This window comes from Paraburkholderia sp. IW21 (genome assembly GCF_041321145.1).
In the GTDB taxonomy this organism is placed as follows: Bacteria; Pseudomonadota; Gammaproteobacteria; order Burkholderiales; family Burkholderiaceae; genus Paraburkholderia.
This window is the reverse complement of record NZ_JBGGWA010000015.1, coordinates 1-15,180: the sequence shown is the minus strand read 5'-3', so window position 1 is coordinate 15,180 and position 15,180 is coordinate 1. Positions and strand designations below refer to the sequence as shown.

Here is a 15,180-nt window from a genome sequence, read left to right as displayed (position 1 = left end):
GCATCGAAACATGTTTCTTCTGCCTTTCTGCGATCCGACCTGCTAGACCGCCCCTTGACGCTGTCGTTAGACTATCGGGCCAAAAAGTCGCGCCGAGTTGTTTCATCGACAACGATTATGTTTGACCCCTGCATCGATCAGCAAGGTTTTTTCGCGTCAAACTTTCTCAAGGTCATGTGAGTAAAAATGATCCAGTGCTTTCGTCGACATGACATAAACTTCACCGCGGTCGCCGGGCAGTCATCGTTTTATGTCTCTTGCATATTCTGACGACTTCCTACCATTCCGTGAACTGCCCCATACCACACGCGTCGCAGTGCACGGCTGAGATTTATTTGATAGAGGTTCGGTCGTGATCTTACGAATCCCTAACCACCAGCTCACAGCTTTATCAAGGGGCATTCAGATATGAAGCGTATTACCGCTGTCGCCCACGAACCCTACGTCATATTGACGATGATGGGCTGTTATGCATCTCTCATGGGATTTCGCAATGCGGCGATCTCCATCACGCTCGCGCAGCGCCAATTGTCCGCCGGCGCAATCGGGATGAATGGTCTCGGTCAATGCATTGCGATGCTTCTGGTGGCGTTGGTCCTACCGCGTGCGATCACCCGCGTCGGCTGCAGAAACGCATGCGCACTCGCCTTAAGCGTGGAGGCGACTGCGCTCGCCCTCCTTGCCCTGTCCGACAATCTACTTGTGTGGTTTGTCTGCCGGACCCTGCTGGGATTGTCCACAGCCGCGCTCTGCGCGGCTGGAGAAACGTTGTTGGGAGCATCTACCCCCGATGACTCGAGAGGCCGCATTATGGGTATCTACACCGCGATCTTAGGTGTCGGACTGTCCGCCGGCCCTGCACTTCTTAGTGCGTCGGTGTTTGGCGGCCTTTCGCCGTTTGCTACCGTTTGGGTATTGGTCGGATTGACCGCAATACTTGTTGCGTGTCTGCGCCCTTCCTCCGAGAATCAGCACCTTGAACATCCTGCGCACACCTCCATCCGGAACTTCTTGACCAAGGCTCCGTTGATCGCCGTCCTGTTTGTTCTGATTGGCATGAAAGACACAGCACAATCCACATTCTTACCCATCCTAGGTATGCAATTGGGTTTATCAAGCGCATCCTCCTCGCTCCTTCTGTCAGCGTGCCTCCTCGGGGGCGTTACGATTCCTGCGCTAGTTGGAACATACTCTGACAGAACAGACAAACGGCTGTTGCTTTCCGTCGTCTGTTTGGTGTACGGCGGACTCTCCTTCGTTCTTGTTGGGGTGCTGCATCAACCCGTATTGAGATTTATGGTTGCCTTTGCGTTCGGAGGGTTCGGTAGTAGCATTTTTGCCCTCGGGATGACGTTGGTAGGAAACAGATTCAGTGGTCACGAGCTGACGTCAGCGTATGTGGCTACTGGTTCGCTCTGGGGCGTCGGCTCCCTCTTAGGAAATATCGTCGTCGGTGGTGCGATTGGCGAGCAAGGCGGGATGGGATTTTCGACGTCTACCGGGGGACCGTTTCTCCTAGTCGGACTGCTTTTCCTATGGGTCCTTGCTCGGGTTTCGAGAGTGGAAATGTTTCGCGGCGCTCGTTCTGATGATGCGCGTTGAAAAAACAACGCGGTAAACGGACGTCTTTCAATGCATTAATTGAAAGAGCAACATTTAACTCGCGTATCGACATACGGCACCACTCAGGCGCGGTAGTTGACGATTTGGCCTTTCTTCGCGGATCGTCGTTCGCCGCTGGTTAATTTCGATTAGGTATCCTGCATGCCTGGTTGCTGCTCAAAAAATGAGCGGGTATTACCCCCTTGTGCAGAGTCTATCGGAAGGTCGGAGACGCTATAGACGTACCCAGCCATCAGACGTTCGTTGCTCACGGAGCCGCCATTCGAGGCCGGAGAGAGTGTGCGATCTGACGACCGGGAACGTGCATGTCCGAGACAATATTTACCCTTTCAGCGTCTATCTTAGCCACTGCTCCACCAAGGGTCTTGTCGCGTTTCGTCAGCGGCAACTAGTATTCCGCAAAGCCGCTAGAACTTGATGTTCCTCAAGACACGGTCACCAGGCAATGGCGAGGCCATCGTCCATCCATCACGAGCGCAATGTCCGACGGACGAAGAGACTGAGGCTTCGTGTGGACAGTCCGTAGGTCTGACGCCCGATGCAGCGAAAAAGAGAAGGACGCAAGCCATTGCCATCACCAAGAAGCAACGCAGGCGCAGGCGCCGGCGCCTCGGCGGAGGTCAAGACCTTAATTGCGTCGATAGCTATCTGCCCACCCAGAGCACGAGCGAACCCACAATTCATCCGGAGAACGGCAGTCGAAACAAAGCACGAGCCCTTGCCACTCGAGGCGGAAGGGTTAGTCAAAGGCGACAAACTGAAAATTCACCCCTGATTTTTGATATTTTTTCGTTTTAAATCAATGGCTGCACTATACAACCTTTCACAGAGATGACGCACCGATTCGAAAAAATCCTTTGGAATCAATGCCATCACTATACAACTTTATTTTGTCTAAACACGAGCCACTATCTCTTGCTTGGTTTGCATGGTCTTTCTCTTTCCCTATGTTGCCCGCACGACGGCGCGAGCCGCTTTTCCTACACAGTGATAACGAGATCGGTGTACTTCGACAGATGACCGTCCGAAGTGACCAACCGCAACGGCTCCGACATTGCCTGCGCTACCAGAAGCCGGTCAAACGGGTCGCGATGAATGTCAGGCAGATTGCGAACCAATGCAGCGTGAACGGCGCGTACTGGCAGTTCCAAGTATCCGCTGGCCTCAATCTCTGAAACAAGCATATCGACGTCGGCCTCAAGTTTGCCGAGACCAACCTTGATCGAAGCCTCCCAGATGCTCGCGCTGCTTACATATACTTCGTCAGCTTCCAGAATCAGCTTGCGCACCGCTTTAGTCAGCTTGCGGTCATCCATGACCGACCAGAGGTAGACGTGTGTATCAAGAAGCAGGCGCATTAACGACCCTCGAATGCTGCAATCACATCACCGGGAAGCGGGGCATCGAAATCGTCCGCAATACGGACCTTGCCCTTGAGGCCGCCGAAACGACGCGTGACCTTCGCCCGCTCCATCGGCACCAGTCGGGCGGCCGGCCGGCCGGCCTTGGCGATGACGATTTCCTCACCGCTGGCTGCGGCATCGACCAGGCGCGAAAACTGGGTTTTCGCCTCGTGAATATTGACTGTCTGCATAACTGCTCCTAATGGACTAAGCCCATATTAGTCCATCAGACCGCAGCGGTCAAGCGGCAAGGTCCTCCGCATAACTTGACGGAACAGAAGCGCTACTGCTTGAGTCGTTCGCCTGCCTCGGAACGCCCACATGTCCTCGACCTATTACGAGGAAGTGTGAGACAAACAAGCCCAAAATGCTTACGTGTGGCCTTTGCTAGTTCCTCGAAGGGTAAGCCTTCAAGTGTTACGCTTACAAGCATTAGATTCTGGCAGGTGTTCACGTGCGTTTACTCTTCACTGACGAGAATTTCACGATGGTCGGCACCCCGGTATTGAATGTTCCGTTCCTGATCGATAGGGAAATGGAGCTCGTGGAGCCCGCCAATAATTACCTGCTCTATCTGGCAGTCCATCACAGGAATAGCACATTTCTCCGCTCTGGAGTTTCCGCGCCGTTAGCTTATAGGGGAACCCGTCGGTCTTGAGAATGAGGCACTGTCCGGATCTAGCCCGCGATATTCGCTCTCGCGCGTTGAGACACCGTGGCTCGACTGGTCAACCATGCCGGTCCCTATTGACGACGGTGGCGCAAGTCACCTGAAGGGCCATCCCGTGCCCCGAATTGCGTTGAACTCGACGGACGGCGACACTGTTGACCTGAGTCGTCTCGCGGGCCGCGTGATTATTTACGCCTACCCCTGGAAAAAGCGTCCTGACGGTCCGCTGCCGGACGGGTGGGTGTCAATCCCCGGCGCTGCGGGATGTACGCCGCAGTCATGTGCCTTCCGCGATCATGCACGGGAAATCAAGGTAGCGGGTGCAAGCTATATCTTTGGACTTTCAACGCAAGATACGCCCTATCAACGAGGCGCTGTTGAGCGTCTGCAACTCCCGTATCCGCTATTGTCAGACGAGCATCTTTCGTTGGCAAAGGCGCTTTCCCTACCGACGTTCACTACTGCCGGCATGACGCTGTTGAAGCGCTTGACGATGATCATTAACGATGGGGTAATTGAACACGTTTTCTATCCGGTATTTCCGCCCGATCGGAATGCGGCTCAGGTGCTCTCCTGGCTGGAGACGCGTTGCGGTAACTGAGCGTCTAACCTCGAATCAGCTGCTCCTGTCGAGCGGCCGGTTTACGACGATCGCGCTGGGCCGAACCCTTCGCGGCTCCGACTTTCGTCGGTCTGGCGCCGCTTTCACATTGGACAAGGGATTTTTTTCGATGAAACAGGAAGATCGGATGCACTCCGTATCGAAGACATTTGCGACGCCGCTCGATTTGTATAGAGCAATCTCGCGCGTATGGTCCGGAGACACGTCAAGTCCGACCAACGCCTGGTCACCATCGAATCCGGCGCAGAATCATTGCAGCGTCACCTCGCTCGTTGTGCACGATTATTTCAGTGGTGAGATTCTTACTACGCGGACGTCGGGCGGCACGCACTTCTACAACCTGATCGACGGAAAAAAGTGGGATCTGACCGTGAGCCAGTTCGCCGAACCGGTGCCGTATGACGACGCGCCTTCCACTCGCGAAGCGGCATTGGCGGATACCTCGCAGGAAAAATATGCGCTTCTCAACTCGAGACTGAAAGGAAACAAATAGATAACGCCAAATGCGCTCGGGTTGTGACGCTGCCTGGTATTGCGTCTGGCCAACTGGCGACCATCGTCATCGCCCGCGTTTGCGACTTCAGGAAGAGCGATTATCGGCGATCTAGGTCATCAGATCGCTGGGCGGCGACGAACTTGCGGGTTCGCTTGCCAAGAACTCCTCGCGGCCGGAAACACAGCTCAGGGTCCTAACGGCGATTATGGTGTTCCATTCTTGCAATACGCTGCAAAGCCGGGGCGATCGGCAAGGCGGTGGAAATAATCGGACACCGCGGGAAAGCGGGGACGCTCAATCGGAGTGCTGAACCAGCGATTCACGGACAATCCGATAGGAACGTCGGCGAGGCTGAACTGCTCCCCGGCGACGAACGCGCCTGTTGCATGAAGTTGACTATCCAATATGCGCATGTGCCGAGCCCAGCTTGTGAGCGACGTGGCAATCTCATCCAGTGACTGATGCGCGGGAGATTTTCTGACCAAGCCGAGAAATGCGTAGCTCCAGGACCGATTCAAGTCCGTTGCCTGCCAGTCCATCCACTGATCGATCCTTGCCCGCTTTGTAGGGGTGGTGGATAAAGCGCTTCGCCGCCATAGCGGGAAACCAGATAGCGGATGATCGAGTTCGACTCCCAAACCACGAAGTCCCCATCCTTGATGACAGGCACAAGGCCATTGGGATTCAACGATAGAAATTCGGGGGTGTCAGTTTGTTTAAAACCCGTGCCCCAGTCCTCCCGCACAAAGGGAATTTGCAACTCGGCACAAACCCAGAGCACTTGCGGACGTTGATGGAGGATGCTTTTCCGAGGATCTTCAGCATGCGAGGCTCTGGTAATTGGCAATGCCGCCAGTCTAGGCAAGTAAAATTTTGATGTAATGTGCCGGCCGCCGTAAGGCGTCTCTCGCCGTTGCGAGCATGAGGATTGTCGCCAATTTACGGCCTGCTGTCGAACGTCTCTAACTGGCCGAGATGGAATGGACACCGCCCTCCCTCCGGGGAAGTGGGCACGATCGAGGGCCCCCAGGACCGAACGGCATCAATGTGCCAAAGTGGAGTTGCGACACAACCACTTGAGGAACGGAGGCCCCAGATGAATGCTACGACATATGGACTCGATATTGCAAAACGGGTGTTCCAGCTGTACTGGGTCGACGCCCAAACCGGCGAGATCGCGAATCGGAAATTCGGACGTGACGACTTAATCGCGTTTCTCGCGCAGCGCCCCGCCGGTCGGGTCGCCCTCGAGGCGTGCGGAAGTGCTCACTGGTGGGCGCGTAAGATCCGCGCGCTCGGACACGAGGTGGTGCTATTGCATGCCCAATTTATTCGACCTTTCGTGCAAACGAACAAGACCGACGCGGCGGACGCCCGGGCAATCTGGACTGCAGTGCAGCAACCTGGCATGCGCACTGTTGCTGCCAAGACTGAAGATCAGCAAGCGATGCTAAGCCTTCACCGTATGCGTTCGTTGCTCGTAAAGTTCCGGACGATGCAGATAAATCAGTTGCGTGGGTTGCTGTATGAATTCGGCGTGACGTTTCGTGCAGGACGCGTGGCGGGACTGGCCGAGATCAGGGAGCGCATGGCAGACCTCGAAGACGCACTACCTCAATCAATAGTCCTAACCCTTCACGAACAATTGCGCCGCATCAACGCGTTCGAAGAAGACATCGATCAGCTCGAGAAGCGGATTGGCGCCTGGCAGAAGCACGAAGCGGCATGTCGTGCGATCTCCGAAGTGCCGGGCATCGGCCGCCTGACTGCAACGGCCTTAGTGGCAACAATTGGAGATGCGAAGACGTTCAGGTCGGGACGCGAGTTCGCAGCGTTTCTGGGGCTTGTTCCTCGCCAGAATGGTACAGGCGGAAAGATCCGGCTGGGCTCGATCTCCAGGCGAGGCGACCCATACCTGTGTACGTTGTTGATACATGGGGCGCGCTCAGTTCTGTGTCACACCAAGGTGCCAACCGCATGGCAAAAGGCAATGCAGGTACGACGTCCAGCAAATGTAGTGGCGGTGGCCTTGGCAAACAAAATGGCGCGAATCGCCTGGGCGATCCTCGCTCACGAGACTTCGTACGAAGCGCATCATGTAAGCAACAGACTCGCATAGCAGAATTGGCACTTTGAAGCGTTGAGAAACTGGTAGGTTGCTAGGGTTGAGTTCAATGTGATGGCGAGACAGGTCGGACCGCAGGAACGCAAACCTGAACACAGTCTTGTGCTTCAAGCACGTGGCCGAGATGAGGACGTTCCTGGCGAATTCCATCAGGGCCCGCAGCTTCGGCTTGCAAAAGGCCGCATATAAGACCGCAGCCGATACCTCGTTCACGCGTCACATCAAGATCAACTTGGCAAACCGGGCGGTGTCCATATAAGCCTGTGTGAAAACGCAAAAGTATTCGGTTTTCGGGTGTCACTTTGCCCTTCCCGAGTCGTTGCCAAGCCAATACGGCGCAATCTGAGGGGTCGATTTCTTAGGCCGCCGCATTCAGCAAGTGTTTTCACACAACCTCGGCCATCTACGGTCATTCGGCCGGGAGCTCGCGCAGACATTCCACTGTCGGCCCTATCGCCGACACCAGTCGTTGACGCGTCGATTGCACTAAGCGGCAAAAATCGGTACAGCAACTGGTGCTACGACGATCAGCGTTCTGAACCTTGAGTTTCTATTCGTCCGGCCGCGGATGACCTTGACGAATCAGCATTTTTGACCTTCCAAGGCACCGACGTTAGGATTCGCAGCGTTTGACGAACAGCTGTTCAACCTCTACAACTCTCTTAGTCTTATTAACTTCGTTGCCGAGGAAGACGGGACAGCCGCCTTTGGGACACACTCCAGAGAATGCAAGCACATGAGAAGAGCAGCTACTTTCTTGATGTTCCTGGCCGCCACGACTGTGCTGTTGGCGACTTTCGCGCTAGCCGAAACCGCCTACGTGTCGGTGGGCGATGCGGATGTGAACATCAAATGCACGTGCGTGGCTGACGGGTCATATTGCCAATCAAAACTCTTCGACGGGATGCAGGACAAGCCGCGCGTTACCTGGTATCAGTCTGTTCACGTTAGAGGCGGGAAGCCGGCAAATCTCGATGCAGCTTGCTACCGCAAACGCGACGTCGAATATCTTGGTGGTGGAGCTTGCTGCGTCGTACCCGGCGATGAGAAAACTTCGATCGACAATCTGTTCCGCGGCGAAGTCCAATAGCCGCGTGGCAGGTTTTGACAGCCAGCAACCTTCAGTGTGCGTCCTGCGCCCAGTCGACTTGCTAATAGATTCGGCGAGATTAGCGACGTGCTGGACGGCGCTTAATACGGACAGTCGTCGATGCCCATTGCAGCGGTTCGATTCGTCCGCCGTGGCAAGAAGGGAGTTGAGCCTAGGAATTGCGTCAAGGCGGCCGCCATATGCCGCAACGGCCACTGGTCCTTGGTGTTAACTGATTATTACGCCGGTTAGTAACTATACTTGTTTGCCATGGAGTCCACGAAGCACCAATGTAAATTAGGGGGGATGTTGGGATGCGAACAGGAGTAATTCCACGTGCTATCCATAAACGCCAATCGAAATTGCCGCCCCATTTTATCAGCTACATCGAGGTAAAACGTCCCAGAATGAGACGCTTTCAAATTTGACTCAATGTATCTGACTATTTCCATTTGCATCCCATAGCCATTGTTGAGCGTTGTAAGCCAAACAACCCAAGCTTGCGACCCGTCTTCGACACTGTAGAACGAAGTGAACGGTATTTCTTCACCGCTAGTATCAATAAACAATATTCTGAACCGAGCTAGATGGTCCCCGTGAAGGTATATCTGAGAACTGAAATGGACGACGCTCGGATTCAACAGCTTTAACTGAGCCAGTTGCTCCGCCTGGGATGAGTTGGGCCCAACGAAGATAACTGGATTCCCGATCTCCAGTAGAAACTTGGCGTCGCGTCCAACATATTCTGACTTAAAAAGCGGTCCTGTGGCCGAATCAGGCATCAGATGAAATTCGGCAGCCGGCACAGTTGGCGGGGCTAGCGTCTCCAACGGAGAGAAGAAATCCATAAAATAGCAATGGCCACTTTCATTCGGTCTTTTACATTCAGCAAACTCCTGTTTGTAAATTGCCAGCCGTCTATTAATTTCGTTTATCGCTGCGCTCGCATTCCGACCGGCGTACATTTTTGAATAGATGCCGCCGCTCTCATAGTCGTGCCAGCGGTTCAATTGTGCGGTAAGTTCCCTTATTCTGCCAACAATATCCCTGAGGTCGGCTTCTTGAGAATCGGTCCAACGGGTGGTGCCGGCAGGATTCCACTTAAAATCCTCCATCGAGGCCACCACGTTATTGATATGCCGGCGCATTGTCAGACTTGAAGTGTGTTAGGAAATCCGACAATCCCTTCTCTACTACGGAGATTGCATCGGACTCCTTTACACCGGTCGACACTATCTGCGCGAGCGTTCCTAAGCCGCCGCCTCCCGTTGCGGTAACTTGGACTTGTACTCGGTCTTGTTTGGACGCTTTGTGCAATTCGTTGTTGACAGCCATTGTTGCGGTAGCCCCGATCTCCGCATAGCCACCTTTGACTGTTATGTCGCGAGCGACGGTATCTTTAAAATCTTTGGTCACATGACCGATTATGATAGCGGCTGACGCGACGGCGCCTCGCCTCTCAATGGAGACATACCGCGATCCGCATAACTTTTCAAAATCCCATCCGTCTGATAGAACGTCCTTAGCCTCCTGTACTAGGGAGGCGGAGGAAGGTATTTGCCAACGGCCAAAATCCGTGGATGCACTAACTACTATGACGACGCTATCTTCCGTTGTGGCATTTTTTATTTCAGACTTTATATCTCCGGCAGCTCCGATTTTATTGATATTCACGTCGGCCTTAATCTCTCTATTTTCAACTGTTTCGATTTCGTCTATATTTCTAACGTAATAGAGGTGAAATGATGTACTCGGGGGGCCGTTGTCTAAAGGTACTGCAGAGGTGAAATGAATACAAGGAAACTTGGGTTCGGTAATATCGTTTGGAGAAAAGTTTTTTCCTACAGCGAGCACGCTGTCTTCGCTGTATAAATAGGTGCGTGGGTCCGCGATGCCGCCGTCTGGAGATCCTCCAAATGAGGCGCCGCTAATAACGAGCGCAGCAATTGCAAAAGCACGGGCGCGTACGTCGTAGTTTGTGCACATTGTCATGAATCCTTCTTCGGCGCGAACATAGCGGCGCGTCGCCATCATGCGCGGAAAGCCGAAATCTCTGCGATGCGATCATGTGTTACGAATTCGCAAATCTGGATTTTCAACACCAACCCGCGTACCCGGCGCCAACCCCTTGAGTCAAAGCCTTTTCAAGTTATACGTCGGGGTGGGACGTGTTACAAGCTGCAAACATGGAGAGTGACGCCGTACGCGTCACGGTCGATCGACCTCGCCCCGCGAGCAAATCGGAACCCAAGGCTGTGTAGGCCGACTCAGTGCGTCATCCATGACCGTTACGGCGCGCCGTCGCGGCCCACGGGACGAATGAACGACCGTTACACCTTGGAATCCGACTTGAGATATTGCGTGACCCAGTGGCCGCGTTGGGTCGATGGACTAAACCGCTCGCGCGGTAGGGGCTACGGTCCGGCGCTGAAGGTCAGGGAGAGGCCGGTCACGCGGCTTTATGTTGGCGAATGAGGCAATCCGCCTCGTTCTTCAACAGGAGCCGAATCATGACCTCCTTACCGGCAAACGCCAGCCCACTGCGCCAGCGCATGATCGACGACATGCGCATGCGCCAGCTTGCCCCCAAGACGCAGGACATTTATCTGCACATCGTGCGTGAGTTCGCCCGGTTTCTCGGGCGCTCACCTGACACGGCCACCGTCGAGGACCTGCGCCGCTACCAGCTCTATCTGGTCGACCACGGCACATCGGCCGTGTCGCTGAACCACGCGATCACCGGCCTGAAGTTCTTCTTCACAGTCACGCTCGACCGGCCCGAGTTGATGGTCAGGATGCAACCGGTGCGCGTGCCCCGCATATTGCCCGTCGTGCTCAGTCCCGATGAAGTGCGGCGACTCATCGAGGCGGCCGGCAACCTGAAGCACCAGACCGCGCTGTCGGTCGCGTACGGCGCGGGGCTACGCGCCAGCGAAGTGGTCGCGCTGAAGGTCACCGACGTCGACAGCGAACGCATGACGCTGCGCATCGAGCAGGGCAAGGGTCGCCGTGACCGCTACGCCATGCTCTCGCCGGTGCTGCTCGAGCGTCTGCGTGTGTGGTGGCGCGTGGCCCGTGCGCAGGGCAGGATGCTTGATGGCGGATGGCTGTTTCCCGGGCTCGATCCGCTCGATCAGTTAAGCACGCGACAGTTGAACCGTGCCATTCATGCCGCCGCCGAGGCTGCGAACATCGACAAGCGCGTGTCCATGCACACGCTGCGGCATAGCTTCGCGACACACCTCCTTGAACAGAAGGTGGACATCCGCGTGATCCAGGTGCTGCTCGGCCATGCGAAGCTCGAGGACACCGCGCTCTACGTCCAGGTGGCCACCGACCTGCTGCACGAGGTCACCAGTCCGCTGGACCGTCTGCCCTCCGAGTAGGCCCGCGCGCTGTAGCGCCTCATGCTGGAGGTTGCGGACATCTTCCGCAGCCACGGGCCAGCGTGGCGGACCACGACACACCTGAGCCTGGGGCAGCTGAAGGTCATGTCGGCCATCGAACGGTGCCGCACGGCGGCACTGGGCGGACATGTGCTGCGCTGTTCAGGCTGCGCAAGGATGGAGGTGTCCTTCAACTCGTGCCTTATGGGAAGTGGTTCCATATGGGGAGAAGATGTCTCGGAGCGAGCGCGGAGCGGACTACGCGCCCGTTTAACTCTCCATTAAAGCTTGGCCCTGAGCATGGCGATTACCTTGTCGGACGGCCGAAACGAACCCCTGCGCAAATGTGGTGGGACGATCGCATTGAGGGCTTCGAGCTTCTCAGTTGGGTCAGCGCGAGTGTAGATTTCAGTGGTCGCCAGATCGCTATGCCCGAGCCATAAGGACACTTTCCGGATATCCTGAGTGCTTCGTAGTACTATCATTGCGCAGGTATGCCTCAATACATGTGGTGATACCTGCTTCTTCGATAGCGAGGGACACGTATGACGAGCTGTCTCAGCATGGCATTTAAGGATATACGCGAAACCCCAGCGACTCATTGCTTCACCGCGAGCATTGACGAACAATTCCGGTACTGCAACAGCTCCCCGTACCGCTATCCAGGCACGCAATGCATTAGCAGTCGTTTTCCACAGGGGCAATGCGCGCTCCCGCCGACCCTTGCCGTGAACACGGATGCTCATCGACGGGAACACAACGTCGGCGGCTTGCAAACCCGTCAGTTCCGATACACGCAGTCCAGCGCAGATGGCCAGATGCAGCATCGCCCGGTCCCGGATCCCCTCGCGCGTTGACGGATCGGGCGCATCGAGCAGGGCCTGAACCTCTTCCTCGCCCAGACACGGCACTAACCGTGAATCAGTTTTCTTGTAGGGAATGCCCAGGATTCGTCGCGCCTGTTCGAGTATCGCGGGCTCGCGATACTCAAGGAAGTGGAAGAAGGACCTGATTGCAGCCAACCGGACATTGCGAGTCCCGGGCGAGTTCTGGCGCGTATCTTCCAGATATTCCAGGAAGTCGCTGATCAGTCTCGCATCGAGCTGCTCCAGCGCTAGCGACGACGGCGTCATCCTGAGTCGCCCGGCGGCAAACTCGAACAGGAGCTGGAAGGTGCAAGCATAGGAATCGCAGGTGTGTTGGCTGGCGCCTCTCTCATGAGCAAGGTTTTGACGAAGAAATGCCACAATGTGCGGCGCGATCGGGATCATTTCTGTTCTCCAGTGAGAAACCCTTCTGCGGCGACAGCAATGTCATGCAGAAGCTCGGGAGTTGCCTCCAGATACCAATAGGTGGCGTTGATGTTGACGTGACCCATGTAGGTCGCAAGGGCCAGCATGTGCCGCCCAACACGGTCCCGCCCTTCCGGGCTCACCTCCAGTGCCCTGACGGCGAACGTGTGCCTGAGCTCATGTAGGCGGGGACGGTGGCCGTTGTGGGTGGTGCCGATGCCGGCGATCTTCAGCAGCTTCTGGAACATCCAGTAAGCGACCGTATATCTGAGCGGGCGCCCATCGTCATCAACGAACACATGGTCGTCACCCGGACGGGCCCGCCGCCGCAGGGTCAAGTACCTCTGCAAACCCTCCGCCGCCGTCTCGTGCAGTGGAACCAGACGGCTCTTCTGGAATTTGCTCTTTCGAATGAGTAATCCTTCGGGGGTAATGTCGGCACGCCGCAGGTTCAGGGCCTCAGAGATCCGCATGCCGGTGGCGGACAGCAGGGCGATTAATGTCGCATACGTCTGTGGTTGCAACGTATCGCGAGGACCCGATTGCAAGGCTGCGTTGACCAGGCGCTCGATGTCGGCGCGCGAGTAGATGAACGGGACACGGCGTGTCTTTCGGTAGCCAAAGTACCGGGCGGGCGGCAGCTCATGGGTTTGATCTTCGGTACGCAGATACCGGGCGAACCGACACACGGTCTTTAGCCTCGCGTCACGCTGGGCCACCGACGCAGCCTCGGCGGCCCAGTCGATTGCGGTTTGCGCGCGAACGTGCGTTTCACCGCGCTTGACGGCAAAGCACGCGAAGCTGCGCAACAGATAGTCTGCGTTCAGTAATTTGAAGCCGGCGGCACGCCGCGCGGCAAGATAGGACTCCACGGCCGGCATCATTTCATCACCTCCGGCCATGGCTGCGCGATTTGCCTGAGCAGCGCAACGTCGACCTTGGCGTAATAGGCCGTGGTATCGATGCCGCGATGCCTCAGGACCTGGCCAATCTGGTCGAGGGGAAGCCCATGACGCAACATCTCGGTCGCCGCTGTGTGGCGCAGCAGATGTGCGCCTTTGGCGGGCGAACTCACCCCGGCCCGTTTTAGTGCACGCTTCACTACCGACGATATGCAATCGCCTGAGATAAACGGCTTGAAGGGGGCGATGTTTCGAACAAAGACGTGGTCGCTGCAGGCAACTCGAGGTCGCGACTCGATGTACCGCAGAAGTGCCTCACCAGCATCCTGCGGCAGCGGGAGACGAACTTCATAGCGTCCCTTTCCCGAGACGCGCAGCGTCCCGGTTTCCCACTCGATATCGCTCATGCGAAGGTTCGCCAGGTCACCAGCGCGAACCCCGAGTCGCACCAGCAACAGGACAATCGCGCGATCGCGAAGGCGTCCGCGTGAATTGCCATCGCATGCGGCAATCAGACGGTCAACTTCGTCAGCGCTTAGACACCGTGGCAGTGTCGCCAGGCGCCAGTGCGCCAACGCCGGAACAGCTTGATCGAGTCCGGCTCGACATAAACCCTGAACACCGAGATAACGCAGGAAGGCTCGCGCGCTGGTGACCAGCTTTTCTGCGGTACCGATGCCACAGTTGCAGGCACTGTTCAACAGGAACGTGCGCACGTGCTTTGCGTCCCACCGGGTCGCGTCACTACCAAGCACCTCCACGATCACTGCGGCATCACGACAGTAGAGCCGAATGGTCGACGCTTTCGCGCCTCGATGCGTGTGCAACCATCGCCGGAAACCGTTCACGATCTCAGGTTCTCGAATCTCGGCAATCGAGGGCTTGTTGTCCTGGCAGACGCCGATCTCAATCAGGTATTCGCGAAAGCGCTTGGCACCGAAATACAGATGGCGGTTGGCTTTACCTCCTTTTGCTTCCGGACAGGTGCAGGTAGGCAGATGATGATAGAAGATTTCTGGAGTTTGTGGACCCGCATCGGCCAGGGTATCGCCGTGCGCCAGCATGAAGCGGCCCAGATGGTCGGCGGCTCGCAGATAACGTACGGCGCTGGCCGCGGAGTATCCGTCCCGGTCGAGCGCATCAGCAAAGTCATCAATGAAGGCTCCGCTGGGCCCGGAGCGCAGGCGTTTCAAGGTTTTGGGTGCCACCAGGTATGTGTCTAGCATCACATCCTCCTATGATGGTTGCCAGGGAAAGCAAGACCACCATAGCAAGGACAGGCCGCGATTTTATGGGGAGTTGAATGGCAACTTGCCAGACATCAAACCGACACGGCCAGCCGGATTCGCGCCGAACCTGATCTGCAACTCCGCGTTAGGCAGAACTTCCCATAAGGCAGGTAACGGAGTGCACTCCGTTACGTGCCGGGACCGGCATTGCCCGAAGTGCCAGGCCAGCGCCGCACACCGCTGGCTGGAGGCACGCCAGGCCGATCTGCTACCCGTCGAGTACTTCCACGTCGTCTTCACGCTGCCCGCGCCCATCAGCGCGATCGCCTGGTACAACAAGCG

The 15,180-nt window shown here is 56.3% G+C and carries 13 protein-coding genes and 3 pseudogenes; 8 read left to right on the top strand and 8 right to left on the bottom strand.

The genetic code is table 11. From position 1 onward, the window contains the following. The first annotated feature begins 408 nt into the window (after positions 1–408). Positions 409–1,602: an MFS transporter gene (locus ACAX43_RS28225; RefSeq protein ID WP_370711655.1), complete on the top strand. Its 1,194-nt coding sequence runs from the start codon at positions 409–411 to the stop codon at positions 1,600–1,602. Positions 1,603–2,603: 1,001 nt separating this feature from the next. Here the strand turns inward: ACAX43_RS28225 and ACAX43_RS28220 are convergent. Both ACAX43_RS28220 and ACAX43_RS28215 read right to left on the bottom strand, forming a co-directional pair. Then, positions 2,604–2,981 (bottom strand): type II toxin-antitoxin system VapC family toxin, encoded by a 378-nt coding sequence (locus ACAX43_RS28220; protein ID WP_370711654.1) that lies wholly within the window; start codon positions 2,979–2,981, stop codon positions 2,604–2,606. After that, positions 2,981–3,217: a type II toxin-antitoxin system Phd/YefM family antitoxin gene (locus ACAX43_RS28215; RefSeq protein ID WP_370711653.1), complete on the bottom strand. Its 237-nt coding sequence runs from the start codon at positions 3,215–3,217 to the stop codon at positions 2,981–2,983. Before ACAX43_RS28215 ends, ACAX43_RS28220 begins: the two co-directional genes overlap by 1 nt. Before the next feature lie 543 nt (positions 3,218–3,760). Between ACAX43_RS28215 and ACAX43_RS28210 the strand changes: the two genes are divergently transcribed. Continuing rightward, positions 3,761–4,297: a peroxiredoxin gene (locus ACAX43_RS28210; RefSeq protein ID WP_370711652.1), complete on the top strand. Its 537-nt coding sequence runs from the start codon at positions 3,761–3,763 to the stop codon at positions 4,295–4,297. A 130-nt stretch (positions 4,298–4,427) separates the two neighbouring features. Further along, a complete protein-coding gene (locus ACAX43_RS28205) occupies positions 4,428–4,811 on the top strand; it encodes a hypothetical protein (RefSeq protein WP_370711651.1) in 384 nt (127 codons plus the stop codon). 206 nt (positions 4,812–5,017) lie between these two features. Here the strand turns inward: ACAX43_RS28205 and ACAX43_RS28200 are convergent. After that, a pseudogene (locus ACAX43_RS28200) lies at positions 5,018–5,639 on the bottom strand (glutathione S-transferase family protein). Positions 5,640–5,910: 271 nt separating this feature from the next. Between ACAX43_RS28200 and ACAX43_RS28195 the strand changes: the two are divergent. Continuing rightward, complete coding sequence (locus ACAX43_RS28195; protein ID WP_370711650.1) at positions 5,911–6,933, top strand: IS110 family transposase; 1,023 nt, start codon at positions 5,911–5,913, stop codon at positions 6,931–6,933. Positions 6,934–7,699: 766 nt separating this feature from the next. Further along, positions 7,700–8,029, top strand: a complete 330-nt coding sequence (locus tag ACAX43_RS28190) for a hypothetical protein (protein WP_370711649.1) — start codon at positions 7,700–7,702, stop codon at positions 8,027–8,029. 248 nt (positions 8,030–8,277) lie between these two features. On the opposite strand, the gene ACAX43_RS28185 is transcribed toward ACAX43_RS28190, so the two are convergent. Further along, a complete protein-coding gene (locus ACAX43_RS28185; protein ID WP_370711648.1) occupies positions 8,278–9,144 on the bottom strand; it encodes a hypothetical protein in 867 nt (288 codons plus the stop codon). Positions 9,145–9,157: 13 nt separating this feature from the next. Beyond that, the gene (locus ACAX43_RS28180) at positions 9,158–10,063 is read right to left on the bottom strand and encodes a hypothetical protein (RefSeq protein ID WP_370711647.1); all 906 of its coding nucleotides are present in this window, start codon (positions 10,061–10,063) and stop codon (positions 9,158–9,160) included. Between the two features lie 476 nt (positions 10,064–10,539). Here ACAX43_RS28180 and ACAX43_RS28175 point away from each other — a divergent pair, with 476 nt between their 5' ends. Both ACAX43_RS28175 and ACAX43_RS28170 read left to right on the top strand, forming a co-directional pair. Then, complete coding sequence (locus ACAX43_RS28175) at positions 10,540–11,415, top strand: site-specific integrase (protein ID WP_370711646.1); 876 nt, start codon at positions 10,540–10,542, stop codon at positions 11,413–11,415. A 21-nt stretch (positions 11,416–11,436) separates the two neighbouring features. Beyond that, positions 11,437–11,616 (top strand): annotated as a pseudogene (locus tag ACAX43_RS28170) (transposase zinc-binding domain-containing protein); the annotation flags it as partial. A gap of 80 nt (positions 11,617–11,696) precedes the next feature. Here ACAX43_RS28170 and ACAX43_RS28165 read toward each other — a convergent pair. From ACAX43_RS28165 to ACAX43_RS28155, 3 genes are read right to left on the bottom strand one after another with little or no spacing between them, the layout of a single operon-like run. Continuing rightward, on the bottom strand, positions 11,697–12,686 hold the full coding sequence (locus tag ACAX43_RS28165; protein ID WP_370711645.1) for a tyrosine-type recombinase/integrase: 990 nt from the start codon (positions 12,684–12,686) through the stop codon (positions 11,697–11,699). Then, a complete protein-coding gene (locus ACAX43_RS28160) occupies positions 12,683–13,591 on the bottom strand; it encodes a tyrosine-type recombinase/integrase (protein WP_063500951.1) in 909 nt (302 codons plus the stop codon). Before ACAX43_RS28160 ends, ACAX43_RS28165 begins: the two co-directional genes overlap by 4 nt. Beyond that, positions 13,588–14,835, bottom strand: a complete 1,248-nt coding sequence (locus tag ACAX43_RS28155) for a site-specific integrase (RefSeq protein WP_370711644.1) — start codon at positions 14,833–14,835, stop codon at positions 13,588–13,590. The genes ACAX43_RS28160 and ACAX43_RS28155 overlap by 4 nt, the downstream gene beginning before the upstream one ends. Before the next feature lie 181 nt (positions 14,836–15,016). On the opposite strand from ACAX43_RS28155, the pseudogene ACAX43_RS28150 reads away from it, so the two are divergent. Continuing rightward, a pseudogene (locus ACAX43_RS28150) lies at positions 15,017–15,180 on the top strand (transposase zinc-binding domain-containing protein); the annotation flags it as partial.